Raw genomic sequence first — 23736 nt, forward strand, 5'->3', positions numbered from 1 at the left:
TACTCCCCGCCCGGCACGGTAGCGTCGGAACCGCCATGGAATTTGCCTATATCCCCAGTCCGTCGAGCGGCGTGGTCCATCTCGGACCGCTTCCGCTGCGCGGCTATGCGTTCTGCATCATTCTCGGTGTCTTCGTCGCCGTCTGGTACGGCAACAAGCGCTGGATCGCCCGCGGCGGCAAGGCCGGCACCGTGGCCGACATCTCCGTCTGGGCCGTGCCCTTCGGACTTGTCGGCGGCCGGCTCTACCACGTGATCACCGACTACCAGCTGTACTTCAGCGACGGTAAGAACTGGGTCGACGCCTTCAAGATCTGGGAGGGCGGCCTCGGAATCTGGGGCGCGATCGCCTTCGGCGCCGTCGGCGCGTGGATCGGCTGTCGCCGCCGGGGCATCCCGCTGCCCGCGTACGCGGACGCCATCGCACCCGCGATCGTGCTGGCCCAGGCCATCGGCCGCTGGGGCAACTGGTTCAACCAGGAGCTGTACGGCAAGGCCACCGATCTGCCGTGGGCCGTGGAGATCTCCGACGGGGTGAACCGCGAGGGCGGTACGTACCACCCGACGTTCCTCTACGAGTCGCTGTGGTGCGTCGGCGTCGCGCTGCTCGTGGTCTGGGCCGACCGCCGCTTCAAGCTCGGCCACGGACGCGCCTTCGCGCTCTACGTCGCCGCGTACTGTGTAGGCCGGTCCTGGATCGAGTACATGCGCGTCGACGAGGCGCACCACGTGCTGGGGCTCCGCCTCAACGTGTGGACCGCGATCATCGTCTTCGTCCTCGCGGTGGTCTACATCGTGATCTCGGCGCGGATTCGCCCGGGTCGCGAGGAGATCGTCGAGCCGGACCGCGAGACGCTCGGCAAGGACGCGAAGGCCAAGACCGAGGACGGCGACGCCGAGGTCGAGCTCAAGAAGGGCGACGAGCCCGAGACGGCCGGGGCCGGGGCGGATGCCGCCCCGGACGCGGAGAGCAGCTCCGACACCGCGGCGGCCAAGAACGCCTGACGGCTGCGACAGCCAGGCAGGGTTTGCCAGACACGGTCCAAAGGGCCGCCGGACCTCCTCAGGAGGCCCGGCGGATCTTTCGTGTGCCCGCCTGACGGGCGCGCGTCGGCCCGCCGGGGGCGGATAGCTCGTTGGCCCGGTTTCGGCAACGCCGGGAGCGTGCCAGGCTGAGACGTCGGGCACGGAGGCCCATTCGGGCCGTCAGTTCTGCAGCACGCCCCGTTCGCGGGCCGCCAGGGTGAGTGTGTGGTGAGCCGCCGTGACGATCGCCGCGTCCACGAAGCGGCCGTCCGGCAGTGCCAGCGCACCCGCGTCCTTCGACGCCGCCTCGACGATCTCCGTGGCCGACTCGATCTCCCGCGCCGTCGGGAGATACGCGCGTTCGATCACCGGCAGCTGGCGCGGGTGGATCGCGGAGCGCCCGAAGAAGCCCAGCGAGCGCCCGTGCGCGCACGAGGCCGCCAGCCCCTCCAGGTCCCGCACATCCGGGAAGACGGACTGGGCCGGCGCCGGCAGACCGGCGGCCCGTGCCGCCACCACGACGCGGCTGCGCGGCCAGTCGAGCCCGGCGTCGTTCCGTACCCCCAGATCGGCGCGGAGGTCGGCCTCGCCGAGTGCGATCCCCCGCAGGAGGGGATGGGCCGCGGCGATGGCGTGGGCGTTCTCGATGGCGAGGGCCGACTCCAGCAGCGCGTACAGCGGGACGCCCGGGGCCATGGCCGCGGCCCGGCGGATGTCCGACGCGTGCGTGACCTTCGGCAGCCGCAGCCCCGCCAGACCGGGGAGGCCGGCCAGCACGGGGATGTCGGCGTCGCAGGCGACACGGACATGGACCGGGGTCGCGCCGGGGGAGGCCAGCAGGTCGGCCGTCGCGGCGCGCGCGTACTCCCGGCGGTCGGTGGCGACCGCGTCCTCCAGATCGACGATCACCGCGTCGGCTCCGGCGGCGAGCGCCTTCTGTACGACGTCGGGCCGGTCCCCGGGCACGTACAGCCAGGTGAGCGGGGCGTGCGGCGGGCACGTCGGGTGCGGACGTCCCGGCACGGCTGGGGCGTGCGGCGCGGGGCGGCTCACAGCGCGCCCTCCTCACGGAGGGCCGCGATTTCCCCAGCGGAGAGGCCCAGCTCGGTGAGGACCGCGTCCGTGTCGGCGCCGTGCGGCCGGCCGGCCCACCGGATGGCCCCGGGGGTCTCCGAGAGCCGGAAGAGGACGTTCTGCATGCGGATCGGACCGAGGTCCGGATCCTCGACCTCGGTGACGCTGTCCAGCGCCCGGTAGTGCGGGTCGTTCATGACGTCGCGGACGTCGTAGACGGGGGCGATGGCCGCGTCCGCCTTCTCGAACGCGGCCATCGCGTCGTCGCGTGAACGCCGGGCGATCCACTCGCCCACCGCCTTGTCCAGCACGTCGGCGTGTTCGGCCCGCCCGCTGCCGGTGGTGAACCACGGCTCGTCGACCAGTTCCTCCCGGCCCACCAGCCGCATGACGCGCTCGGCGACCGACTGGGCGGAGGTGGAGACCGCGAGCCAGGAGCCGTCGGCGGTGCGGTAGGTGTTGCGGGGGGCGTTGTTACGGGAGCGGTTGCCGGTACGGGGCTGTACGTAGCCGAGCTGGTCGTACCAGAGCGGCTGCGGCCCCAGCACCGTCAGGATCGGCTCGATGATCGCCAGATCGACCACCTGTCCCCGCCCCGTCGTCGCCCGGCCGTTGAGCGCGGTCATCACGGCGTACGCGGTGGCCAGCGCCGCGATCGAGTCGGCCAGACCGAACGGAGGCAGCGTCGGCGGCCCGTCGGGCTCGCCCGTCATCGCGGCGAACCCGCTCATCGCCTCGGCGAGCGTGCCGAAGCCAGGACGCCGGGAGTACGGGCCGAACTGCCCGAAGCCGGTGACCCGGGCGAGCACCAACCGGGGGTTGACGGCGGAGAGTTCGGCCCAGCCGAGGCCCCATTTCTCCAGCGTGCCGGGGCGGAAGTTCTCGATGATCACGTCCGCTTCGGCGGCCAGCCGCAGCAGGACGTCCCGGCCGGGCGGGCCGCACAGGTCGAGCGTGATGGTGCGCTTGTTGCGGCCCAGGATCTTCCACCAGAGGCCGACGCCGTCCTTCGCGGGGCCGTGCCCGCGCGACGGGTCGGGGCGGGTGGGGTGCTCGACCTTGATGACCTCGGCGCCGAAGTCACCGAGCATCGTGGCGGCGAGCGGCCCGGCGAAGAGGGTGGCGAGGTCCAGGACGCGCAGGCCGTCCAGCGGGGGAGCGGCGGGAGCCTTCGACCCGGTGCCGGTGCCCGTGCTGTTCGTGGTGGTCATGACGTGGCCTCGTCGATCTCGCAGCGGTACGGCATGGACGTGGACGCCCCGTGGCGCCGCACACAGAGCGCGGCGGCGGCCGACGCCCAGCGCGTCGCCTCCGCCATCGGACGGCCCTCGCCGATCGCCACGGCCAGCGCGCCGACGAACGTGTCGCCGGCGGCCGTCGTGTCCACGGCGGTCACCTTCGGCGCGGGGACGGTGACGGGCCCGGCGTCGCGCGCCGCGTACAGACAGCCCGCCGCGCCCAGGGTGATCACGACCTCCGGGACCTGCCGGAGCAGCACCTTCGCCGCCTCGCGCGGGTCGGCGACGCCCGCGAGCTCCGCGGCCTCGTGCTCGTTGGGGACCAACAGATCGGTGGCGGCGAGCAGTTCGGGCGGCAGCGGCTGGACGGGGGCGGGGGTGAGGATCGTCCGAACCCGGTGCCGCCTGGCCGCCCGCGCGCCGTCGAGTACGACGCTCAGCGGGAGTTCGAGCTGGAGGAGCAGGGAGGCGGCGGTGCCGATGAGGGTCTCCTCGCCGGGGCCGAGCGCGGTGAGGGTGCCGTTCGCGCCGGGGATGACGACGATCGCGTTGCCGCCCTCGTCGTCCACGACGATGTGCGCCGTGCCGGAGGGGCCATCGGCGGTGTGGAGCAGGTCGGTGTCGACGCCGGACGAGGTGAGCGTGTGCCGGAGCCGTACGCCGAACTCGTCGTCGCCGACCGCGCCGATCATCGCCACGTCCCCACCGGCGCGGGCGGCGGCGACGGCCTGGTTGGCGCCCTTGCCGCCGGGGACCGTACGGAATTCACGGCCCGTGACGGTCTCCCCGTGCTTCGGGGCCCGCGCGACGTACGCGACGAGGTCCATGTTGGTGCTGCCGAGCACCACGATGCCGGTCATGGGCGGAGTGCCTCCTGGGTGAGTCGGGCGAGTTCGTCGAAGCCGGTGCCGTCGAATCCGACGACGGAGGTGGCGAGGCGGTTCTTGAGCGGAGCCGTCCACCGCTCGGGCAGCCGGTCCGGGTGCCCGGCGAGCAGACCGGCGACGGACCCGGCCGTCGCGCCGTTGGAGTCGGTGTCCCAACCGCCGGACACGGCACGGCAGATGGAGCCGGTGAAGTCGCCGTCGGCGTGGGTGAGGGCGGCGGCGATGAGCGCGGCGTTAGGGATGGCGTGGACCCAGTGGTAGTGGCCATGGGCGGCGTGCAGCCGGTCGACGACGGTGTCGAAGCCATTGTGGACGCGGGCCGTCCCGATCCCGTCGCGGACGGCCTCCGCGAGTCGTGAGCGCGGGGGTACGACGGCGAGGCCGGCGCGCAGAGAGGCGTGCACGTCGGCGCCGCCGCCGGCCGCGGCGATGGTGCCCGCGACGAACATCGCGCTGTACACCCCGTTGGCGGTGTGCGTCAGCGCGGCGTCCCGGTGTGCCTGGGCGGCGGCCGACGCGGGGTCACCCGCGTGCGTCCAGCCGTGGACGTCCGCGCGGATGGCCGCGCCGATCCACTCCCGGAACGGGTTGTGGTGCCGGGCCGTGTCCGGGGGCTCGATCCCCGAGAGCAGATTGCGGTACGCGACGCGCTCGGCGGTGAACGTACGTCCTGCGGGCAGCTGGTCGAGCCACAGACGCGCGACGTCGGCGGTGCGGAAGCCGCGGCCGTACCGCTGGAGCAACAGCGCGTTGAGCAGGGGGTAGTTGAGGTCGTCGTCCTCGGGCATGCCGTCGATGTTCTCGGCGAGGGAGTCGGCGGCGGAGCGCCGGTTCCAGGGGTGCGCGGCGGCGAGGTCCGCCGGGACGCCCTCGGCGGTGAACCAGTTGTTCAGGGGCCAGTTGCCGGTGGCGCGGGCGAGTGCGCGGATGGCGGCGAGTGGGAGTTTCTCGACGGGTTTGCCGAGGAGACAGCCGGCGGCGCGGCCGAGCCAGGCGGCGTGCAGCTGGTGGGTGCTCAGGGGGGTGTGTTCCCCGGCCCCGCCCCTTCCCGAAACCGGGGGTGGGCCCCCGGGCCCCCCGATGGTCGCGTCCGCCGGGCCGGGCGGCGCGCTTCGCGGCGCGGTGGTGGACGGCGCGTGATCGCCGGCACTGCCCGCTCCCGGGTCCGGTGCCAGGCCGCCGGGCCCCCGTGCGGCGGGCGCGCTCGCGGTCGGCCACGCGTCGCCGCACGCTCCTACGATCTCCGGCAGCTCCGTCGGTTCATCGGCCGCCAACGGGCTTGGCAGCTCCGCCAGTTCATCCAGAAGCGTCACGGCCAGCGTGCGCAGGTGCGCGGGGGGCGGTGGGGTGGAGGCGCCCCCGTGGGGTGGGGACGCGGGGCCGCCCCCGGCGTGCCACCGCGCGGCCACCGCCGTCGCGTCGCGCCCGTCCTCCGCCGCCTGGCGCAGCTCGTGGCCCAGCAGGTCCTCCGGCTGGACCCAGGTCACCCGCAACGGCTCCGTCATCGCGCCACCGTCAGCTCGGCGAACGCCGCCTCGTGGGCCCGGCGGCGCGCCGTGTCCTGGGCGAACATCTCGTACGCCACCTTCGTCAGCGTCCGCCCCGGGCCGTACAGATCGAGGCGGCTCGCCTCCGACACACGCTTCGCCCAGTCGGGCGGGATCGTCGCCCCGCCGGACAGCGCCCCGGCCACCGCCCCGCTCATCGTGGCGATCGAGTCGCAGTCGCGGCCGTAGTTGACGGAGCCGAGGACCGTACGGCGGTAGTCGCCGTCGCCGATGAGCAACATGCCGAGGGCGACGGGCAGTTCCTCGATGGAGTGCAGCCGCGAGGGACGGCGCGCGCCGAGGGACGGGGCGCGGTAGTCGGGGCCCACGGTGTCGAACGGCGCGACGGCCTCCCGAAGCGGACGCAGCGCCGGCTCGAAGTCGTCGTGGGCGGCGGCCACTTCGCACACCGCCTCGATCGCGGCGCGCGTCCCGTCCTTGGCGAGCCCGAGGCACGTGTCGATGACGCTCGTCGGCGTCGCGCCCGGCACACACGCCGCCGCGACGGCCGCCGCGAGGACCCCGGCCGCCTCACGGCCGTAACTGGACTGGTGCGCGCCGGCAACGTCGACGGCCTCCGCGTACGCGGCACCGGGGTTCGCCGCGTTGACGAGGCCCACCGGCGCCATGTACATCGCCGCACCGCAATTGACGATGTTCCCGGCGCCCGCCTCGCGGGGGTCCACATGGCCGTAGTGGATACGGGCGACGAGCCACTTCTCGGCGAGGAAGATCCGCTGGAGAGGCAGCGCCTCCGCCTCCAGCTCCGGGATCCAGCGCGGGGTGGAGATCAGGTCGGGGACGAGATGGTCGGCGACGGCGTACGCGTCGAGGTGGTCGCGGACCGTGGCGTACACCCGCACCAGCGCGTGCGTCATCAAGGTGTCGTCGGTGACATGGCCGTCGCCCTTGTGGTACGGGGCGATGGGCCGCGCCGTACGCCAGTCCTCGTGCCACGGGCCGACGATGCCGGACACCCGGCCGCCGTGCCGGTCCATGATCTGCTCGGGGGTCCAGCCCTCGACGGGGCCGCCGAGCGCGTCTCCGACGGCCGCGCCGACGAGACTGCCGGCGATCCGGTCTCGGAGTGAGGGCGTCGCGGATGCTGTGAGCGTCGTCATGCCGGAATTGTCCACCCCGGTACGTCCCGTGGGGGTGAAGCTCGCCGCCCTTGGTGCTAAAGGGAGTTGTGGTCCGCGGAGTCCGTCGAGTTCGCCGAGTCGAGCGTGCGGGTCAGCAGCCCGGCGAGTTCGACCAGGTCCGTGCCCGCGAGACGCGGCAGGGCGCAGCCCGCCAGGACGCGGCAGGCGTCGCGCCACGCCGGGGGCACGGCCGCACCCCCGCCGAGCGCCCCGGTCAGCGCACCGGCGAGCGCGGGCGCCGAGTCCGCGACCCGCGAGAGGCAGGCGGCGGCGGGTACGGCGGCGCGGACGTCCCCGCCGGAGGCGAGGGTCAGGGCGAGGGTGACCGGCACGGTCTCGGCGGCGGCGATGCCGTAGCTGTAGACGTGGTCGACGATCTGATGCTCCAGCAGGGGGACGAGCGCGAAAGCTCCGGCGGGCTCGTCGGCGAAGTCCCGCGCCAGCTTGACCGCGTGCTGGGCGTTGCGGCCGATCTCCGTGCTGTCCGGCAGCTGTTCGAGCGCGGCGGCGACAGCGGTCGCGGTGTCGGCGCCGCCGAGCGCCGCGGCCACGGCGGCGGCCATCGCGCGGGCGCCGTGCACCCCGTCGCCGTCCTGCGTGTAGCGGGCGTCGAACTCGGCGAGTTCGGCGGCGGCGTGCGGACGCCCCGGATACGTGACCGCCAGGACGACGGCCCGTACGCAGGCCGCGTCGTCGAAGTAGTGCGGGTTGTCGTGGCCGGTCGCGGGCGGGCGCAGACCGGTGGCGAGATTGCCGAGCCCGGCACGTACGGAGATCCGGGCGCGGAGCGGCAGTACGGCGGACTCCACCTCCGGCGCGCGGTCCGCCGCCGCGGCGATCTCGCAGGCGAGGGTGGACCAGGCGAGGTCGATGGCGGCGCGGGTGCGGCGATCGGCGGGAAGGCCGGCGAAGTGGTCACCGAACGCGGTGAGCACGGTCTCGGCGGCGAACGCCGCCCACTCGGCGTCGTCGGACGGGCCGAGGCGCAGGGGCTCGGGGGGCTGGTTGAGGGCGATGGGGACGGGGAGGGTGGTGGTGGCGTTCTGCTCGGCGAAGGTGTCGAGCTCGCGGGTGAGCCGTCGGGTCCACTCGGGCATCCGCGCGGCCCGATGCCGCGCGGCGGGCCACCCGGCGGCATCCCCGGCGGCCAGCCCGAGAAGCAACCCTTCGACCCGCTCGCGCCCGGCGCCCGCCCCGACACGCAGGTGCTGACACCGGGGAGCGCCGGCGCTCCGGTCCGGCCGGGGCGCCGGCGGCCGTTCCCGCGCGTCCGCCGGCTGCGAACCGCGCGGTGTCCCGTACGCGCCCTCGGACCCGGCCGGGTTCCGGCGCTTCGAGGGCTCGCTCAGCACATTCCGCTGTTGAAGGCCGGGCTGGGCGTCGGGCGACGGCTCGACGTCGTGTGCTCCCCGAGCCGCGCCCTCCGGCCGGCCTGGGTTTCGGCGGGTTGGGACTTCGTCCTCCGCGCCCAGCGCGTTCCGCGGCTGCGAACCGTGCTGTGCGCCGGGTGACGGTTCGGCGGCGTGGGTTTCGTACGCGCCCTCTGCGTGGGCGGGGTTCCGGCTGGCGGGCGGTGCTTCGTCACCCTCCGCCCGGCCAGGGTTCCAACCGGTCCGGGCCTCGTCCTGTGTCCTCGTCCGCCCCGCGTTCAGCGCGCCCCCGGGCTGCGGACCGAGCCAGGTGCCGATGTCCGCCCCCGCGCCCTCGCCCCCCTCCCCGCCCGTCACAACCCCTCCCCGTCCTCGTCCGGAGTCAGCAGGTCTGCGATCTCCAGGACGTGGTAGCCGCGCATCGATGGGAGGCAGCTGCCGCGGGCCGGGCCGATTGCCGAGGACCATTCCTGGGGGATCGCTGCGGCGCCGGACACCGCTCCGGCCAGTGCTCCCGCCACCGCCGCCGTCGTGTCCGCGTCGCGGCCCATGTTGACCGCTGTCAGGACCGACGTACGGAAGTCGCCGCGGGCCGCCGCGAACGCGCCGAGCGCCAGGCCCACCGCCTCCGGCGCCAGGTCCGTCCACGGATAGCCGCCGATCACGACCGCCGAGCGGACCGCACGCTCCATGGTGAGCGTGTCGGGGTACTCGCGACCCGCCGCGACCACCGCGCGGCGCAGTGAACGGGCCGTCCAGGAGTCCATCGGGATCACCGAGAGCGCCGCCGCGACCACCGACGCCGGGCCCGCGCCCGTCATCGCGGCGGCGACCCCCGCCGCCACCGCCTGGCCGCCGTAGATGCCCTCGCCCTCGTGGCTGACCGTGCCGTCGACCGCGACCAGCCTGGCCGCCTCGGCCGGGCTGCCCGCCGCGAAGACGCCGAACGGGGCCGCCCGCATCGCGAGGCCGTCGCTCCAGGCGTGCCGGTGCTGCGCCGTGATCGGCGCGGCGAGGCCCCTGCGCAGATTCTCCAGCGTGCCGCGCTCGCTGAACCCGGCCCCCCGGAAAGCTCCCTCGTCCAGGTCGGCCAGCCAGTGGTGCCACGCGTTCTCGGCATCGGCGACCGTCAGGGCCGAGCCGTGTCCGGCCAGGAGGAGACCGGAGAAGATCGCGTACTCGGTGTCGTCCGTACCGGCCGGGTTGTCGCTGACGAACCCCTCGATACGGCCCCAGCGGCGGCGGATCTCCGAGGGGCGCATGTTCTCGGCCGGCGCCCCGAGCGCGTCGCCGACCGCGAGGCCGAGCAGCGAACCCCGCGCCCGTTCCCGCAGAGCGGTGACCCTCGACGGAGCGGGACCGGTGCCGGAACCGCAGGCGGTCAACTCCATCGCGGGGCCTTTCGCGCATCGGGCCCCAGGGAGGCCACTCTTCCTCCCATACGTCCCACGCCGCGACCCGCGAGAGTCCCGCAAGCGCCTCTGTCACCCGGCTGGTGCCTTGGTAAGCATGGCTTTCCTTGCTGGCGGGGCCCCTGTTTCGTGCGTACTTTCGAAGCCGTGGGCGGGGTGTCCCGCCACGCCCGAGCAGCCGGATCAGCCGGTCATCGGGACCGGCTGGGAAGGGGACAGCGTGTCCGTCATGGACAACGAGGCGTCACTCCACGGAGCACACCGTGACAATCACACGCACCGCGATGTGAACGGCGGCTGGCTGCGCCCCGCCGTGTTCGGCGCGATGGACGGACTCGTCTCGAACCTGGCTCTGATGACCGGCGTGGCGGGCGGCTCCGTCGACCGGCAGACCATCGTCATCACCGGCCTCGCGGGCCTGGCGGCCGGCGCCTTCTCGATGGCCGCGGGTGAGTACACTTCCGTGGCGTCGCAGAGCGAGCTCGTCCAGGCCGAGCTGGACGTGGAGCGGCGGGAGCTGCGCAAGTACCCCAAGGACGAGATGGCGGAGCTGGCCGAGCTGTACGAGTCGCGCGGTGTGGAGCCGGAGCTGGCACGCCAGGTCGCGGAGCAGCTCTCGAAGGACCCCGAGCTGGCGCTGGAGATCCACGCGCGCGAGGAACTGGGCGTCGACCCGGACGATCTGCCGTCCCCGATGGTCGCCGCCGTGTCCTCGTTCGGCTCCTTCGCGGTGGGCGCGCTGCTGCCCGTGCTGCCGTATCTGATCGGCGCCACCGAGCTGTGGCCCGCCGTGCTGGTGGCGCTGCTCGGGCTCTTCGCCTGCGGCGCGCTCGTGGCGCGGATCACCGCGCGGAGCTGGTGGTACAGCGGTCTGCGGCAGCTGCTGCTCGGCGGTACGGCGGCGGCGCTCACGTACGGGCTCGGGGCGCTGTTCGGGGCGGCCGTCTAGCCGGCCCCCGGCGGGGTGGTGGGCCGGCGCCGCGACAAGCCCGGTCTGCCGCCCCGGCCCGGCACACCGCCCACCAGGCGTACGACATATTGCGCGGTCGGGGACATGCCGTCACTGTGGTGACGAACATCCCCTCGACCATCCTCCGGCCTTGTCCCACCTGGGTGGGACACTTTGCGTGGCGTCACATATTTTTGCCGTTACCCGGTTGTTTCGAACGCTTGAACTCCGGGCATGACCCGTAGGCGCCGCGGGCAATGAAGCTCGCTCCGCCGTGGTCCGGTGTACGGCGTCCCGTACCCCCTGACCTCCTTCGCCGCTGCGAGCGGCGTCCACATGCTGGATTCCGCTATCCGCTTTCTGAGCAGCCGACCCATCATGTAACCTGCACGAAATTTTGCCCAGGGCCAGCGTCGTCCCTCGGTTATCGCATATGCCACGACGACGACGGGAGAGCCGATGCGTTTCGACGCCTGGTCGCCCATGGATGGCCGCCCCGCTGCGCAGGGCATGTATGACCCCCGTAACGAGCACGACGCCTGTGGCGTCGGGTTCGTGGCCACCCTGACCGGTGTGCCCGGCCACGAGATGGTCGAGCAGGCGCTGACCGTGCTGCGTAATCTCGAACACCGCGGTGCCACCGGCTCCGAGCCCGACTCGGGCGACGGCGCCGGCATCCTGCTCCAGATCCCGGACGCGTTCCTGCGCGAGGTCACCGGATTCGCGCTCCCCGAGGCCGGTTCGTACGCCGTCGGAATCGCCTTCCTGCCCGCCGACAACCCGGACGAAGCCGTCTCACGGATCGAGACGATCGCCGCCGAGGAGGGCATCGACGTCCTCGGCTGGCGCGAGGTGCCGGTCGCCCCGCAGATGCTCGGTGCCATCGCCCGCTCGACCATGCCGGTCTTCCGCCAGCTCTTCGTCTCCGCGGCGACGGACGCGGGCAAGGCCACGGGCACAGGCACGGACGCGGGCAACGACGCCGGCACAGCCCCGATCACGGGCATCGCCCTCGACCGCAGGACCTTCGTCCTGCGCAAGCGCGCCGAGCGCGAGGCCGGGATCTACTTCCCCTCGCTCTCCGCCCGGACGATCGTCTACAAGGGCATGCTGACCACCGGCCAGCTGGAACCTTTCTTCCCCGACCTCTCCGACCGCCGCTTCGCGACCGCCGTCGCCGTGGTGCACTCGCGCTTCTCCACCAACACCTTCCCGAGCTGGCCGCTCGCCCACCCGTACCGCTTCGTCGCCCACAACGGCGAGATCAACACGGTCAAGGGCAACCGCAACTGGATGCGGGCCCGCGAGTCCCAGCTGGCCTCCGACGTGTTCGGTGACGACCCCGGCACCCTGGAGCGGACCTTCCCGGTCTGCACCCCCGACGCCTCCGACTCGGCGTCCTTCGACGAGGTCCTGGAACTGCTCCACCTCGGCGGCCGGTCGCTGCCGCACTCCGTGCTGATGATGGTCCCCGAGGCGTGGGAGAACCACGACTCCATGGACCCCGCCCGGCGCGCCTTCTACCAGTACCACGCGACGATGATGGAGCCCTGGGACGGCCCCGCCTGCGTCACCTTCACCGACGGCGTCCAGGTCGGCGCGGTCCTCGACCGCAACGGGCTGCGCCCCGGCCGCTACTGGGTCACCGACGACGGCCTCGTCGTCCTCTCCTCCGAGGTCGGCGTCCTCGACATCGACCCCGCGAAGGTCGTCCGCAAGGGCCGCCTCCAGCCCGGCCGTATGTTCCTCGTGGACACCGCCGAGCACCGCGTCATCGAGGACGACGAGATCAAGGCGACGCTCGCCGCCGAGAACCCGTACCAGGAGTGGCTGGAGGCCGGCGAGATCGAGCTGGAGGACCTCCCCGAGCGTGAGCACATCGTGCACACGCACGCCTCCGTCACCCGCCGCCAGCAGACCTTCGGCTACACCGAGGAAGAGCTGCGGATCATCCTCGCGCCGATGGCCCGCACCGGCGGCGAACCGCTCGGCTCCATGGGCACCGACAGCCCGATCGCCGCGCTGTCCGCGCGCCCCCGGCTGCTGTTCGACTACTTCACCCAGCTGTTCGCGCAGGTCACCAACCCGCCGCTGGACGCCATCCGCGAGGAGCTCGTCACCTCGCTGCGCTCCACCCTTGGCCCCCAGGGCAACATCCTGCGGCCGACCGCCGCCGCGTGTCGCAGCGTCACCCTGCCGTTCCCGGTGATCGACAACGACGAGCTGGCCAAGCTCATACACGTCAACGCCGACGGCGACATGCCCGGCATGACCGCCGCCACGCTCTCCGGCCTCTACCGGGTCAACGACGGCGGCGACGCCCTGGCCGCCCGGATCGAGGAGATCCGCGCCGAGACCGACGCCGCGATCGAGGCCGGCGCGCGGATGATCGTGCTCTCCGACCGGCACTCCGACGCCGAGCACGCGCCCATCCCGTCCCTGCTGCTCACCGCCGCCGTGCACCACCACCTCATCCGCACCAAGCAGCGCACCCAGGTGGGGCTGCTGGTCGAGGCCGGTGACGTACGCGAGGTGCACCACGTCGCGCTGCTCATCGGCTACGGCGCCGCGGCCGTCAACCCGTACCTCGCGATGGAGTCCGTCGAGGACCTCGTCCGCGCGGGCACCTTCATCGAGGGCCTGGAGCCCGAGAACGCCATCCGCAATCTCATCCACGCCCTCGGCAAGGGCGTCCTGAAGGTCATGTCCAAGATGGGCATCTCCACCGTCGCCTCCTACCGGGGCGCGCAGGTCTTCGAGGCCGTCGGTCTCGACGAGGCCTTCGTGGAGAAGTACTTCAGCGGTACGGCGACCAAGATCGGCGGCGCCGGGCTCGACATCATCGCCCAGGAGGTCGCCGCCCGCCACGCCAAGGCCTACCCGCCCTCCGGCATCTCCGCGTCGCACCGCGCGCTGGACATCGGCGGCGAGTACCAGTGGCGCCGCGAGGGCGAGCCGCACCTCTTCGACCCCGACACGGTCTTCCGCCTCCAGCACGCCACCCGCAACCGCCGCTACGACATCTTCAAGATGTACACGGACCGGGTGAACGAGCAGTCCGAACGCCTCATGACGCTGCGCGGACTCTTCAGCTTCGACTCCGGCCGTGAGCCCGTCGCCCTGGACGAGGTCGAGCCCGCCTCCGAGATCGTCAAGCGCTTCTCCACCGGCGCCATGTCGTACGGCTCCATCTCCAAGGAGGCGCACGAGACCCTCGCCATCGCGATGAACCAGCTCGGCGGCAAGTCCAACACCGGCGAGGGCGGCGAGGACGCCGACCGGCTCCACGACCCCCGGCGGCGCTCGTCCATCAAGCAGGTCGCCTCCGGCCGCTTCGGCGTCACCAGCGAGTACCTCGTCAACGCCGACGACATCCAGATCAAGATGGCCCAGGGCGCCAAGCCCGGCGAGGGCGGCCAGCTGCCCGGCCACAAGGTCTACCCGTGGGTCGCCAAGACCCGGCACTCCACGCCCGGCGTCGGCCTCATCTCGCCGCCGCCGCACCACGACATCTACTCCATCGAAGACCTCGCCCAGCTGATCCACGACCTCAAGAACGCCAACCCGGCCGCCCGCATCCACGTGAAGCTGGTCTCCGAGGTCGGCGTCGGCACGGTCGCGGCCGGTGTCTCCAAGGCCCACGCCGATGTGGTCCTGATCTCCGGCCACGACGGCGGTACGGGCGCCTCCCCGCTCACCTCGCTCAAGCACGCGGGCGGTCCCTGGGAGCTGGGCCTCGCCGAGACCCAGCAGACCCTGCTGCTCAACGGGCTGCGCGACCGGATCGTCGTCCAGACCGACGGCCAGCTCAAGACCGGCCGCGACGTCGTCGTCGCCGCGCTGCTCGGCGCCGAGGAGTTCGGCTTCGCCACCGCGCCGCTCGTCGTCTCCGGCTGCGTCATGATGCGCGTCTGCCATCTCGACACCTGCCCGGTGGGCATCGCCACCCAGAACCCGGTGCTGCGCGAGCGCTTCTCCGGCCAGGCCGAGTACGTCGTCAACTTCTTCCAGTTCATCGCCGAGGAGGTCCGCGAGCTCCTGGCCGAGCTGGGCTTCCGTACGCTCGAAGAGGCCGTCGGGCACGCCGAGTTGCTGGACACCGAGCGGGCCGTGGACCACTGGAAGGCACAGGGCCTGGACCTCAAGCCGCTGTTCCACGTCCCGGCCCTGCCCGACGGCGCCGTACGGCACCGGATCATCGAGCAGGACCACGGCCTGGCCAAGGCGCTCGACAACCAGCTGATCAAGCTGGCCGCCGACGCGCTCGGCGCCGAGAGCGCCGAGGCCGCCCAGCCGGTCCGCGCGCAGACCGCGATCCGCAACATCAACCGCACCGTCGGCACGATGCTCGGCCACGAGGTGACCAAGAGGTTCGGCGGCGCGGGACTGCCCGACGACACCATCGACATCACCTTCACCGGCTCGGCGGGCCAGTCCTTCGGCGCCTTCCTGCCCAGCGGCATCACGCTGCGCCTGGAGGGCGACGCCAACGACTACGTCGGCAAGGGCCTCTCCGGCGGCCGGGTCGTCGTCCGCCCCGACCGGGGCGCCGACCACCTCGCCGAGTACTCGACCATCGCGGGCAACACCATCGCGTACGGCGCGACCGGCGGCGAGCTGTTCCTGCGCGGCCGTACCGGCGAGCGCTTCTGCGTCCGCAACTCCGGTGCCACGGTGGTCTCCGAGGGCGTCGGCGACCACGGCTGCGAGTACATGACCGGCGGCCACGCCGTCGTCCTGGGCGAGACGGGACGCAACTTCGCGGCCGGCATGTCCGGCGGCATCGCGTACGTCATCGACCTCGACGCCGACAACGTCAACGCCGGCAACCTCGGCGCCGTCGAGACCGACCTCTCCGACACCGACAGGAAGTGGCTGCACGACGTCGTGCGCCGCCACCACGAGGAGACCGGGTCCACCGTCGCGGAGAAACTGCTGACCGACTGGGACACCTCCGTGACCCGGTTCAGCAAGATCATTCCTTCCACCTACAAGGCAGTGCTCGCCGCCAAGGACGCCGCTGAGCTCGCCGGTCTCTCCGAGCAGGAGACCACCGAGAAGATGATGGAGGCGGCGACCAATGGCTGACCCCAAGGGCTTCCTGACCACCGGGCGCGAGGTCGCCAAGTCCCGCCCGGTGGACGAGCGCAGACACGACTGGAACGAGGTCTACGTTCCGGGCTCACTGCTCCCGATCATCAGCAAGCAGGCCGGACGCTGCATGGACTGCGGCATCCCCTTCTGCCACAACGGCTGTCCGCTCGGCAATCTCATCCCCGAGTGGAACGACTACGCGTACCGCGAGGACTGGACAGCGGCGAGCGAACGGCTGCACGCGACCAACAACTTCCCGGAGTTCACCGGCCGGCTCTGCCCCGCGCCGTGCGAGTCCGCGTGCGTGCTGGCCATCAACCAGCCCGCCGTCACCATCAAGAACGTCGAGGTCTCCATCATCGACAAGGCATGGGACAACGGCGACGTCGTCCCGCGCCCCCCGGAGCGCCTGTCCGGCAAGACCGTCGCCGTCATCGGCTCCGGCCCGGCCGGGCTGGCCGCGGCCCAGCAGCTCACCCGGGCCGGCCACACGGTCGCCGTGTACGAGCGCGCCGACCGCATCGGCGGCCTGCTGCGCTACGGCATCCCCGAGTTCAAGATGGAGAAGTCCCACATCAACCGCCGTATCGAGCAGATGCGCGCGGAGGGCACCAAGTTCCGTACGGAGACGGAGATCGGCCGCGACATAGACGCGGCGAAGCTCCGCAGGCGCTACGACGCCGTGGTCATCGCGGCGGGCGCCACCGTCTCGCGCGACCTGCCCGTGCCCGGCCGCGAGCTGAACGGCATCCACTTCGCGATGGAGTACCTGCCGCTCGCCAACAAGGTGCGGGAGGGCGACCTGACGGTCTCCCCGATCACCGCCGAGGGCAAGCACGTCGTGGTCATCGGCGGCGGCGACACCGGCGCGGACTGCGTCGGTACGGCGCACCGCCAGGGCGCCGCGTCCGTCACCCAGCTGGAGATCATGCCCCGGCCGGGCGAGGACCGCGCCCCGAACCAGCCCTGGCCGACCTTCCCGATGCTCTACAAGGTCACCTCCGCGCACGAGGAGGGCGGCGAGCGGATCTACTCCGTCTCCACCACCCACTTCGAGGGCGACGAGGACGGCAACGTCCAGTCGCTGCACCTCACCGAGGTCGAGTTCAAGGACGGCCGCCCGGAGCCGAAGCCCGGCACCGAGCGGGTCATCCCCGCCCAACTGGTCACCCTCGCCATGGGTTTCACCGGTACGGACCGGTCCAACGGTCTCGTCGACCAGTTCGGCCTCGAACTCGACGCGCGCGGCAACATCGCACGGGACGCCGAGTACGCGACCAACGTCGACGGCGTGTACGTTGCGGGTGACGCGGGTCGCGGCCAGTCCCTGATCGTGTGGGCCATCGCCGAAGGCCGTTCGGCCGCCCGCGGCGTCGACCGCTATCTGACCGGAGCGAGCGAACTGCACGCCCCGATCCGCCCGACGGACCGTTCACTCACGGTCTGAGCCAAGAAACGTCCCGTACAACGGCGTACGGACGAATGACGGCCCGGGGGACGTCCCCTGGACCCTCCGCAAGACACGGCGCCCGCCAGTCCCCGACCGGACGACGGCGGGCGCCGTGGCATGTGCGCCCCGTGCTGTGTAGCCTCTACGCACCCCCCGCGCCCGTCGAGTGAACGGCAACACTCATGACCACAGCGCCCTTCGCGGCAGGCCCGGCGATCAGCCTCCGCAAGGTCGAGGAGACCGCGCCCGCGCTCGTCGAGCACTACCGGGCGGCGGGCATATCACTGCGGAAGCACGGGATGAGCGGTCAGCGCGCCGCCGTCTATCTGGTCCTGGACTACTCGGGATCGATGCGCGAGTACTACCAGGACGGCAGCGTCCAGGCGTTCGCCGACCGGGTGCTCGGCCTCTCGGCGAATCTGGACGACGACGGTGTCGTGCCCGTCGTGTTCTTCTCCACGGACGTCGACTGCGAGACCGACATCGCGCTCGCCGACCACCGCGGCCGTATCGACCGGATCGTGGCCGGGCTCGGGCACATGGGCAAGACCAGCTACCACCTCGCCATGGACGCGGTGATCGACCACTATCTGGACAGCGGGTCCACCGCGCCCGCCCTGGTGGTCTTTCAGACCGACGGCGGGCCGATCAACAAACTCGCCGCGGAGCGCTATCTCTGCAAAGCGGCCGAACTCCCGTTGTTCTGGCAGTTCGTCGGCTTCGGCAACAAGCGCAGCTCACAGTTCAACTTCCTTCAGAAACTTGACGAGTTGGCCGTTCCGCAGAAGCGGTCCGTCGACAACGCGGGCTTCTTCCACGCCGGGCTCGACCCGCGCGAGGTGCCGGACGAGGTGCTGTACGACCGGCTCGTCGCGGAATTCCCGCTGTGGCTCGCGGCGGCCCGCTCGCGGGGCATCGTGCGCGGCTGACCCGCGCGGACACCGTCAGTTCGGCACCGGGCGTGTCGGATCCGGGTAGGCCCGGGGAGCGTGCTAGGCTGACCGCGTTGCAGTTTTGGTACCCATGAACTTTATGTGCGCCTGACGGGAATGTTCCTCAGGCGCATTTTATTGTTTTCGCCGGCTTCTCCGGATGGGGCTCAATGCGGCGACGAGGAATCCGTGAAGTGCGGATTCGTCTCTGCACCTGTTTTAGGAGAATGACATGGCTACTGGAACCGTGAAGTGGTTCAACTCGGAAAAGGGCTTCGGCTTCATCGAGCAGGACGGCGGCGGCGCCGACGTCTTCGCCCACTACTCGAACATCGCCACCCAGGGCTTCCGTGAGCTCCAGGAGGGCCAGAAGGTCTCGTTCGACGTCACGCAGGGCCAGAAGGGCCCGCAGGCGGAGAACATCGTCCCGGCCTGATCGCCGGACGCGTACCTCGCAGCCGGGGCCCGCACCTGCACGGTGCGGGTCCCGGCTTGTGCTGTCCCTGAGGGCTGTCCCGTGATCCCCGGCGGGCGTGCGACGACAGCTGCGGCATCTCGCCGCGTCGGCCGCCGCGCGCGCTGCTCCACCGGGGATTACGGGACAGCCCTCAGGGGATGTCCTGCCGATCTTGCCGGGCTCGCGGTCCCTGATCCGGCCTGATCGACAAGACACCCCCAGACCCGGGCCGGAAACGCCCCAGGAAGGTTCTTCACCGAATGACTCGCCCCGAACGCCCGGCCCGCGCACCCCGCCCGGCCGGTAAGCGCCCGGTCCACTCCCGCGCCAAGAGCCCCGCGAAAGGCACGGCGAAGGCGCCGGTCCGCCGCGTCGCGCGCCCGCAGGAGTTCACACTCCCGGAAACCATCACCCCCGCGCTGCCCGCCGTCGAGGCGTTCGACGAACTCGACATGCCCGCGGCACTGCTCAAGACCCTTACCTCCCTGGGTGTGACCGCTCCCTTCCCGATCCAGGGCGCCACCCTCCCGAACTCCCTCGCGGGCCGCGACATCCTCGGCCGGGGCCGTACCGGATCCGGCAAGACCCTCGCCTTCGGCCTCGCGCTGCTGGCCCGCCTCGCCGGCCGCCGCGCCGAGCCGCGCGCGCCGCACGCGATGGTCCTGGTGCCGACCCGCGAGCTGGCGCAGCAGGTCACCGACGCCCTCACGCCGTACGCCACCGCGGTGAACCTGCGCATGGCCACCGTCGTCGGCGGCCTGTCGATCAGCAAGCAGGCCGGGCAGCTGCGCCGCGGCGCCGAGGTGCTCGTGGCGACGCCCGGACGGCTCAAGGACCTCATCGAACGGGGCGACTGCCGGCTGGACCAGGTCACCATCACCGTCCTCGACGAGGCCGACCAGATGGCCGACATGGGCTTCATGCCGCAGGTGACCGCGCTGCTGAAGCAGGTGCGGCCGGACGGGCAACGGATGCTGTTCTCCGCGACGCTCGACAAGAACATCGACCGGCTCGTACGGCAGTACCTGACCGACCCCGTCGTCCACTCCGTCGACCCCTCGCAGGGCGCGGTCACGACGATGGAGCACCACCTCCTGTACGTCATGGACGAGACCGACAAGAAGGCCGTCACCATGCGGATCGCGGCCCGCGAGGGCCGGGTGCTGCTGTTCCTGGACACCAAGCGGTCGGTGGACCGGCTGGTCAAGCGGCTGCTGGCGAGCGGTGTACGGGCCTCCGGCCTGCACGGCGGCCGGTCCCAGCCGCAGCGCAACCGCACGCTCGACCAGTTCAAGACCGGCGAGGTGACCGTCCTCGTCGCGACGAACGTCGCGGCGCGCGGCATCCATGTCGACGACCTGGACCTGGTCGTCAACGTGGACCCGCCCGTCGACCACAAGGACTATCTGCACCGCGGCGGACGCACCGCGCGCGCCGGTGAGTCGGGCAGCGTCGTGACGCTCGTCCTGCCCGAGCAGAAGCGGGACATGACGCGGCTGATGTCGGACGCGGGCATCGCCCCGAGGATCACCAGCGTCAAGTCGACCGACGCGGAACTGACGCGGCTGACCGGGGCGCGGGAGCCCTCCGGGGTCGCGATCACCATCGAGGTGCCGCAGCCCGCCGTACGGAAGCCGCAGAAGGCACGCGCGTCGCGCCCGGCCCGGCGGACGGGCGGCGCGGGCGCGGGCGGCGGCGGGACCCGACTGGGCGCGGCCGGCGGATCCGCCCGGGGCAGCCGCGGCGGCCGCCGCGGCCGGCCTCCGGGGACGGGCGCCGACGGCGGCCGTCGCACCGCGGCGTAGGCCCTACGAGGGCGGGGGATCGCCCTCGTACCGGCCGTACTTGGGTGAGCGAGGACGACGCGGGTGCGCCTTCCGTGCCGGAAGGGCTGCGGGGGCGAGGGCCGCGTGAGCGGTGCTGCCCGCCCACAGGGCGGGACGGCGCCCGCCGGCGCTAGGGCGTGTTTGAGAAGTCCCGTCTGGCCCACGACGCCTGGCACGCGCGCTCGCCGCGTTGTCGGAGTCATCCAAGTACGTCCAATATGAGGATGATCCTCCGCCTTGCGATCGCACGCACCAGACGCCGTGGGCCCCGCCCGATGGGCGGACGACGCTACTTCTCAAACACGCCCTAGGTGTGTCGTTTGGCTCAGGCCGGATGAGGGGGCCATGCCGACCGACGACAACGGGGGGCACCCCCCCCGTGCCCGAAGGGCTGCGGGGGAGAGCGTGCGTGCCAGGGACCGCGAGCCCGACAGGATCGCCCGGACAGGACCCCAGGCCCCGTCCGGCGGGTCTTCGCGGGCCCCGAACGCCGCAGTGACATCAGCCGCTGTCGCGGCGTGCGGCACGGGCTATCCGCCAAGATCGCCCGGACAGGGCCTGGGCGGGGGATCGCCCTCGTACGCGACGTACTCGGGCAATGTGCCCGAGGGGCGCCGGAGCGTGGGCGGGGCAGGTGTCGCGGGGTGCTGATGTTGTGTCATGGGTGCCGGGCCGGGCTTCCGGTCGTTCGGTGCTCGTGACGAACCGGTCACAACGGTCGGGTGTCGTGGCCGTGTCGGGTGGTGAACTTGGCGAAAACTCCACCGACTTGGGATTGACGTGCACACGTCTACGCGCGTCATCATGAGGGCATGCGAATCCCCCCACGAATCGCCCTCATCGGCGGCGCAGCCGCCCTCCTGTCCACCCTCCTCGTCGGCGGTACGGCGGCCGGTGCCGCCACGGCCGCCCCGCTCGCGGTCGGCGACATCTGCTACTCCGACCTGCCGTCCCAGGCGCACGACACCCTCGACCTGATCGACCAGGGCGGGCCCTACCCGTACCCGCAGGACGGCGGCGTCTTCCAGAACCGCGAGGGCATCCTGCCTCAGCAGTCCACCGGCTACTACCACGAGTACACCGTCAAGACGCCGGGCTCTCCCGACCGCGGTGCGCGCCGCATCGTGACCGGTAACTCGCAGCAGGACTACTACACCGCCGACCACTACGAGTCGTTCGACCTCGTCGACCACGGCTGCTGATCCCGCACCGTCCGCACCACGGCAGACAGGTAGCCTCCGCCCCATGACAGTGACGTATGTGATCCCCGGGGCGGAGGTCACCGGTCTTGAGCGCTTCTGGCAGGTGGTCGGCGAAGCCGTGAACGGCCCCGACGGTTACTTCGGGCGTAATCTCGACGCGTTCGCCGACTGCCTCAGCGGCGGCTTCGGGACCCCGGACGACCGGGACTTCGTCATTGAGTGGCGCGAGCACGAACTCTCCCGCCGCGCACTCGGCCACGAGGAGACCGCCCGGCAGCTGCGCGCCCGGCTGGCGCGCGTTCCCGAGGTCAACAGGGCCTTCGTCCAACGGCAGTTGGACGACGCCGAGGCCGGCCGTGGCAGCACCGTCTTCGACTGGCTCACGGAGATCATCGACGAGCGGGCGCCAGGCACCCTGCGGCTGCTCTGAACCGCCGGGCCCCCCACCGGCCCCGGCGGCTCACCGGCCGCGCGGCAGCAGGCCCTCCAGCCTGCGCCGGACCGCCGCGTCCGGCAGACCGCTCACCGCGTCGGCCGCGGTCTCGCGCGCGTGACCGGCCACCTTCCCGTCGGCGAGCATCCGCGCCAGCGCGTCCACCGCCCTCGGGTCCGCCCGGACCGCGAGACCCCGCGCCGCCTCGGCCGCCGTGACCGCCACCGGGTCCGTCAGCCGCGCCGCCAGCGCCTCGCGGATCCCGGGCGTGTCCGCGTCCGACACCGCCAGCGCCGTCGTCGCCCGCTCCCGCACCGAGTTGTCGATGTCCGCGCTGAGCGCCGTCAGCGCCGCGATCCCCTCCTCCTGGTCGCCCGCGACGAGTTCGGCCAGCGCGGCCGTCACCCGGCGCCGTACTCCCGGATCCGGATGCCCGGTGTGCCGCAGGATCTCCGGCAGGACAGCGGCGTCGCCCTGCGCACCGAGCGCCGTCACACAGGCGCCGATCAGCTCCGGTGTCCGAGCCCGCGCGCACAACTCCCGCAGCGGCGGCAGCGATCGGTCCGCGAACGGCTTGTTCCCGTCCGCCATGCCGAGCCCCGCGAGTACGTCGGCGGCGAAGGCGCGACGCAGCGGATCGTCGCTCGCGCACCAGGCGAGCGCCGCCTGGAACGACTCCTCGTCGCCGCGCCGCCACAGCGCGGCCACCGGCTCGCGCCAGTCGTCCCGTTCGGGTACCCCGCACCGCAGCGCCCGCCCCGCCAGCACCTCGAACGGTGCGGGCAGACCCAGGGATTCCTCCAGAACCGTGGTGATCGCCCCGTGCCCGGTCTGCCGCTCCAGGCTTGCGACGGGCACGCCGTCCTTCAGCGTCTCGACGACGACCGTCACCCCGCCGTCCTCCTCGATCCGGCGCACCACCGTCTCGTCGCCCTCGCCGGCCATCGGCAGCAGCTCGGCGTGCAGTTCATGCTCCACCGCCTCCGGCGCCGTCCACCGCCGCGCCTCGGCCAGCGCCTCCTCGCGCGCGCCCGCGCCGTGCCGCAGCAGGGCCCGTACGGTCGACGGCGAGCCGCGCCGGGCGGCCGTCACCAGGGGCGGCTCGCCGTCCGGGGCGCCGCCCCCGGGGCCGGGAAGGTCGGGGTCCGCGCCGTGCGCCAGCAGCGCCTCCACCGTGGCCGCGTGGCCCTGCCCGACGGCCCAGGCCAGCGCCGTGAAGCCGTACGCCTCGCGTCGGTCGGGGTCCGCGCCCGCCGCCAGCAGGGCCAGCACCACCTCCGTATGACCGCCGCACGCGGCCCCGCACAGCGGCAGGTCGCCGTCGCCGGGGCCACTCGCGCGCCCGGGGCCGGCGCCGGCCGCCAACAGCAGCCGGACCACGCCGGGTTCGTCGCTGACGGCCGCGGCGTAGAGCGCGCTCTGGCCGTCCCGGTCGGTCGCCTCGGCGGGGACGCCGGAGCGCAGCAGACGTACGACGTCGTCGTCCCGGCCCTCGTACACGGCCGAGAACAGCTCGTCCGTCGCGTCGTCCGGCGCCTCGTCCGGCGCGGGGCCGTGCGCGTCACCGGGCGGGCTGCCGGGCGCGCCGTCGGTGTCCGCTGTCCGCTCGTTCGTCATCCTTCGACCTTCGCCCGACGGGACCATTCACGCCAAATCGATAAATCGACGGCCGCTTTCCGGCGCGGTGAAGTCCCGTAC

At 72.5% G+C, this 23736-nt stretch carries 17 protein-coding genes; 9 read left to right on the top strand and 8 right to left on the bottom strand.

Annotated elements, in window-relative coordinates:
- Window positions 1–35: 35 nt before the first annotated feature.
- Window positions 36–1004, top strand: a complete 969-nt coding sequence (gene lgt, locus OIE74_RS29535; protein WP_329388965.1) for a prolipoprotein diacylglyceryl transferase — start codon at window positions 36–38, stop codon at window positions 1002–1004.
- A gap of 201 nt (window positions 1005–1205) precedes the next feature.
- On the opposite strand, the gene OIE74_RS29540 is transcribed toward lgt, so the two are convergent.
- From OIE74_RS29540 to OIE74_RS29570, 7 genes are all read right to left on the bottom strand, one after another.
- The gene (locus OIE74_RS29540; RefSeq protein ID WP_329392491.1) at window positions 1206–2048 is read right to left on the bottom strand and encodes an HpcH/HpaI aldolase/citrate lyase family protein; all 843 of its coding nucleotides are present in this window, start codon (window positions 2046–2048) and stop codon (window positions 1206–1208) included.
- Window positions 2049–2074: 26 nt separating this feature from the next.
- Complete coding sequence (locus tag OIE74_RS29545; protein ID WP_329388967.1) at window positions 2075–3310, bottom strand: CaiB/BaiF CoA transferase family protein; 1236 nt, start codon at window positions 3308–3310, stop codon at window positions 2075–2077.
- Window positions 3307–4197 carry a ribokinase gene (rbsK, locus tag OIE74_RS29550; protein WP_329388969.1) on the bottom strand — a complete coding sequence of 297 codons (891 nt, stop codon included), beginning with the start codon at window positions 4195–4197 and terminating at the stop codon, window positions 3307–3309. Before rbsK ends, OIE74_RS29545 begins: the two co-directional genes overlap by 4 nt.
- On the bottom strand, window positions 4194–5729 hold the full coding sequence (locus OIE74_RS29555; protein WP_329388971.1) for an ADP-ribosylglycohydrolase family protein: 1536 nt from the start codon (window positions 5727–5729) through the stop codon (window positions 4194–4196). Before OIE74_RS29555 ends, rbsK begins: the two co-directional genes overlap by 4 nt.
- Complete coding sequence (locus OIE74_RS29560) at window positions 5726–6892, bottom strand: ADP-ribosylglycohydrolase family protein (protein WP_329388973.1); 1167 nt, start codon at window positions 6890–6892, stop codon at window positions 5726–5728. Before OIE74_RS29560 ends, OIE74_RS29555 begins: the two co-directional genes overlap by 4 nt.
- A 56-nt stretch (window positions 6893–6948) precedes the next feature.
- Window positions 6949–8118 (bottom strand): ADP-ribosylglycohydrolase family protein, encoded by a 1170-nt coding sequence (locus tag OIE74_RS29565; protein WP_329392492.1) that lies wholly within the window; start codon window positions 8116–8118, stop codon window positions 6949–6951.
- Between the two features lie 518 nt (window positions 8119–8636).
- Complete coding sequence (locus OIE74_RS29570) at window positions 8637–9674, bottom strand: ADP-ribosylglycohydrolase family protein (protein WP_329388975.1); 1038 nt, start codon at window positions 9672–9674, stop codon at window positions 8637–8639.
- A gap of 250 nt (window positions 9675–9924) precedes the next feature.
- On the opposite strand from OIE74_RS29570, the gene OIE74_RS29575 reads away from it, so the two are divergent.
- From OIE74_RS29575 to OIE74_RS29610, 8 genes are all read left to right on the top strand, one after another.
- Window positions 9925–10644 carry a VIT1/CCC1 transporter family protein gene (locus OIE74_RS29575; protein WP_443076386.1) on the top strand — a complete coding sequence of 240 codons (720 nt, stop codon included), beginning with the start codon at window positions 9925–9927 and terminating at the stop codon, window positions 10642–10644.
- Window positions 10645–11103: 459 nt separating this feature from the next.
- Window positions 11104–15732 (top strand): glutamate synthase large subunit, encoded by a 4629-nt coding sequence (gene gltB / locus OIE74_RS29580; protein WP_329388979.1) that lies wholly within the window; start codon window positions 11104–11106, stop codon window positions 15730–15732.
- Window positions 15725–17185, top strand: a complete 1461-nt coding sequence (locus OIE74_RS29585) for a glutamate synthase subunit beta (protein WP_329388980.1) — start codon at window positions 15725–15727, stop codon at window positions 17183–17185. Before gltB ends, OIE74_RS29585 begins: the two co-directional genes overlap by 8 nt.
- Window positions 17186–17370: 185 nt before the next feature.
- Window positions 17371–18117: a VWA domain-containing protein gene (locus OIE74_RS29590; protein ID WP_329388982.1), complete on the top strand. Its 747-nt coding sequence runs from the start codon at window positions 17371–17373 to the stop codon at window positions 18115–18117.
- A 235-nt stretch (window positions 18118–18352) separates the two neighbouring features.
- Entirely contained in the window at window positions 18353–18556 is a 204-nt protein-coding gene (locus OIE74_RS29595; protein ID WP_015607926.1) for a cold-shock protein, read from the top strand.
- A gap of 281 nt (window positions 18557–18837) precedes the next feature.
- Window positions 18838–20382 (top strand): DEAD/DEAH box helicase, encoded by a 1545-nt coding sequence (locus OIE74_RS29600; RefSeq protein ID WP_329388984.1) that lies wholly within the window; start codon window positions 18838–18840, stop codon window positions 20380–20382.
- 833 nt (window positions 20383–21215) lie between these two features.
- Window positions 21216–21605 carry a ribonuclease gene (locus OIE74_RS29605; protein ID WP_329388986.1) on the top strand — a complete coding sequence of 130 codons (390 nt, stop codon included), beginning with the start codon at window positions 21216–21218 and terminating at the stop codon, window positions 21603–21605.
- Between the two features lie 43 nt (window positions 21606–21648).
- Window positions 21649–22035: a barstar family protein gene (locus OIE74_RS29610; protein WP_329388988.1), complete on the top strand. Its 387-nt coding sequence runs from the start codon at window positions 21649–21651 to the stop codon at window positions 22033–22035.
- A gap of 30 nt (window positions 22036–22065) precedes the next feature.
- On the opposite strand, the gene OIE74_RS29615 is transcribed toward OIE74_RS29610, so the two are convergent.
- Window positions 22066–23655: an ankyrin repeat domain-containing protein gene (locus OIE74_RS29615; protein WP_329388990.1), complete on the bottom strand. Its 1590-nt coding sequence runs from the start codon at window positions 23653–23655 to the stop codon at window positions 22066–22068.
- Between the last annotated feature and the right edge of the window lie 81 nt (window positions 23656–23736).

Source organism: Streptomyces sp. NBC_01716 (assembly GCF_036248275.1).
GTDB lineage: Bacteria > Actinomycetota > Actinomycetes > Streptomycetales > Streptomycetaceae > Streptomyces.

What these genes read in the sequence shown, in the direction of transcription:
- OIE74_RS29545 (WP_329388967.1), bottom strand. Translation starts at nt 3,310, where the DNA reads ATGACCACCACGAACAGCACGGGCACCGGCACCGGGTCGAAGGCTCCC.
- OIE74_RS29595 (WP_015607926.1), top strand. Translation starts at nt 18,353, where the DNA reads ATGGCTACTGGAACCGTGAAGTGGTTCAACTCGGAAAAGGGCTTCGGC.
- OIE74_RS29600 (WP_329388984.1), top strand. Translation starts at nt 18,838, where the DNA reads ATGACTCGCCCCGAACGCCCGGCCCGCGCACCCCGCCCGGCCGGTAAG.
- OIE74_RS29575 (WP_443076386.1), top strand. Translation starts at nt 9,925, where the DNA reads ATGGACAACGAGGCGTCACTCCACGGAGCACACCGTGACAATCACACG.
- rbsK (WP_329388969.1), bottom strand. Translation starts at nt 4,197, where the DNA reads ATGACCGGCATCGTGGTGCTCGGCAGCACCAACATGGACCTCGTCGCG.
- OIE74_RS29605 (WP_329388986.1), top strand. Translation starts at nt 21,216, where the DNA reads ATGCGAATCCCCCCACGAATCGCCCTCATCGGCGGCGCAGCCGCCCTC.
- lgt (WP_329388965.1), top strand. Translation starts at nt 36, where the DNA reads ATGGAATTTGCCTATATCCCCAGTCCGTCGAGCGGCGTGGTCCATCTC.
- OIE74_RS29590 (WP_329388982.1), top strand. Translation starts at nt 17,371, where the DNA reads ATGACCACAGCGCCCTTCGCGGCAGGCCCGGCGATCAGCCTCCGCAAG.
- OIE74_RS29570 (WP_329388975.1), bottom strand. Translation starts at nt 9,674, where the DNA reads ATGGAGTTGACCGCCTGCGGTTCCGGCACCGGTCCCGCTCCGTCGAGG.
- gltB (WP_329388979.1), top strand. Translation starts at nt 11,104, where the DNA reads ATGCGTTTCGACGCCTGGTCGCCCATGGATGGCCGCCCCGCTGCGCAG.
- OIE74_RS29585 (WP_329388980.1), top strand. Translation starts at nt 15,725, where the DNA reads ATGGCTGACCCCAAGGGCTTCCTGACCACCGGGCGCGAGGTCGCCAAG.
- OIE74_RS29560 (WP_329388973.1), bottom strand. Translation starts at nt 6,892, where the DNA reads ATGACGACGCTCACAGCATCCGCGACGCCCTCACTCCGAGACCGGATC.
- OIE74_RS29615 (WP_329388990.1), bottom strand. Translation starts at nt 23,655, where the DNA reads ATGACGAACGAGCGGACAGCGGACACCGACGGCGCGCCCGGCAGCCCG.
- OIE74_RS29610 (WP_329388988.1), top strand. Translation starts at nt 21,649, where the DNA reads ATGACAGTGACGTATGTGATCCCCGGGGCGGAGGTCACCGGTCTTGAG.
- OIE74_RS29555 (WP_329388971.1), bottom strand. Translation starts at nt 5,729, where the DNA reads ATGACGGAGCCGTTGCGGGTGACCTGGGTCCAGCCGGAGGACCTGCTG.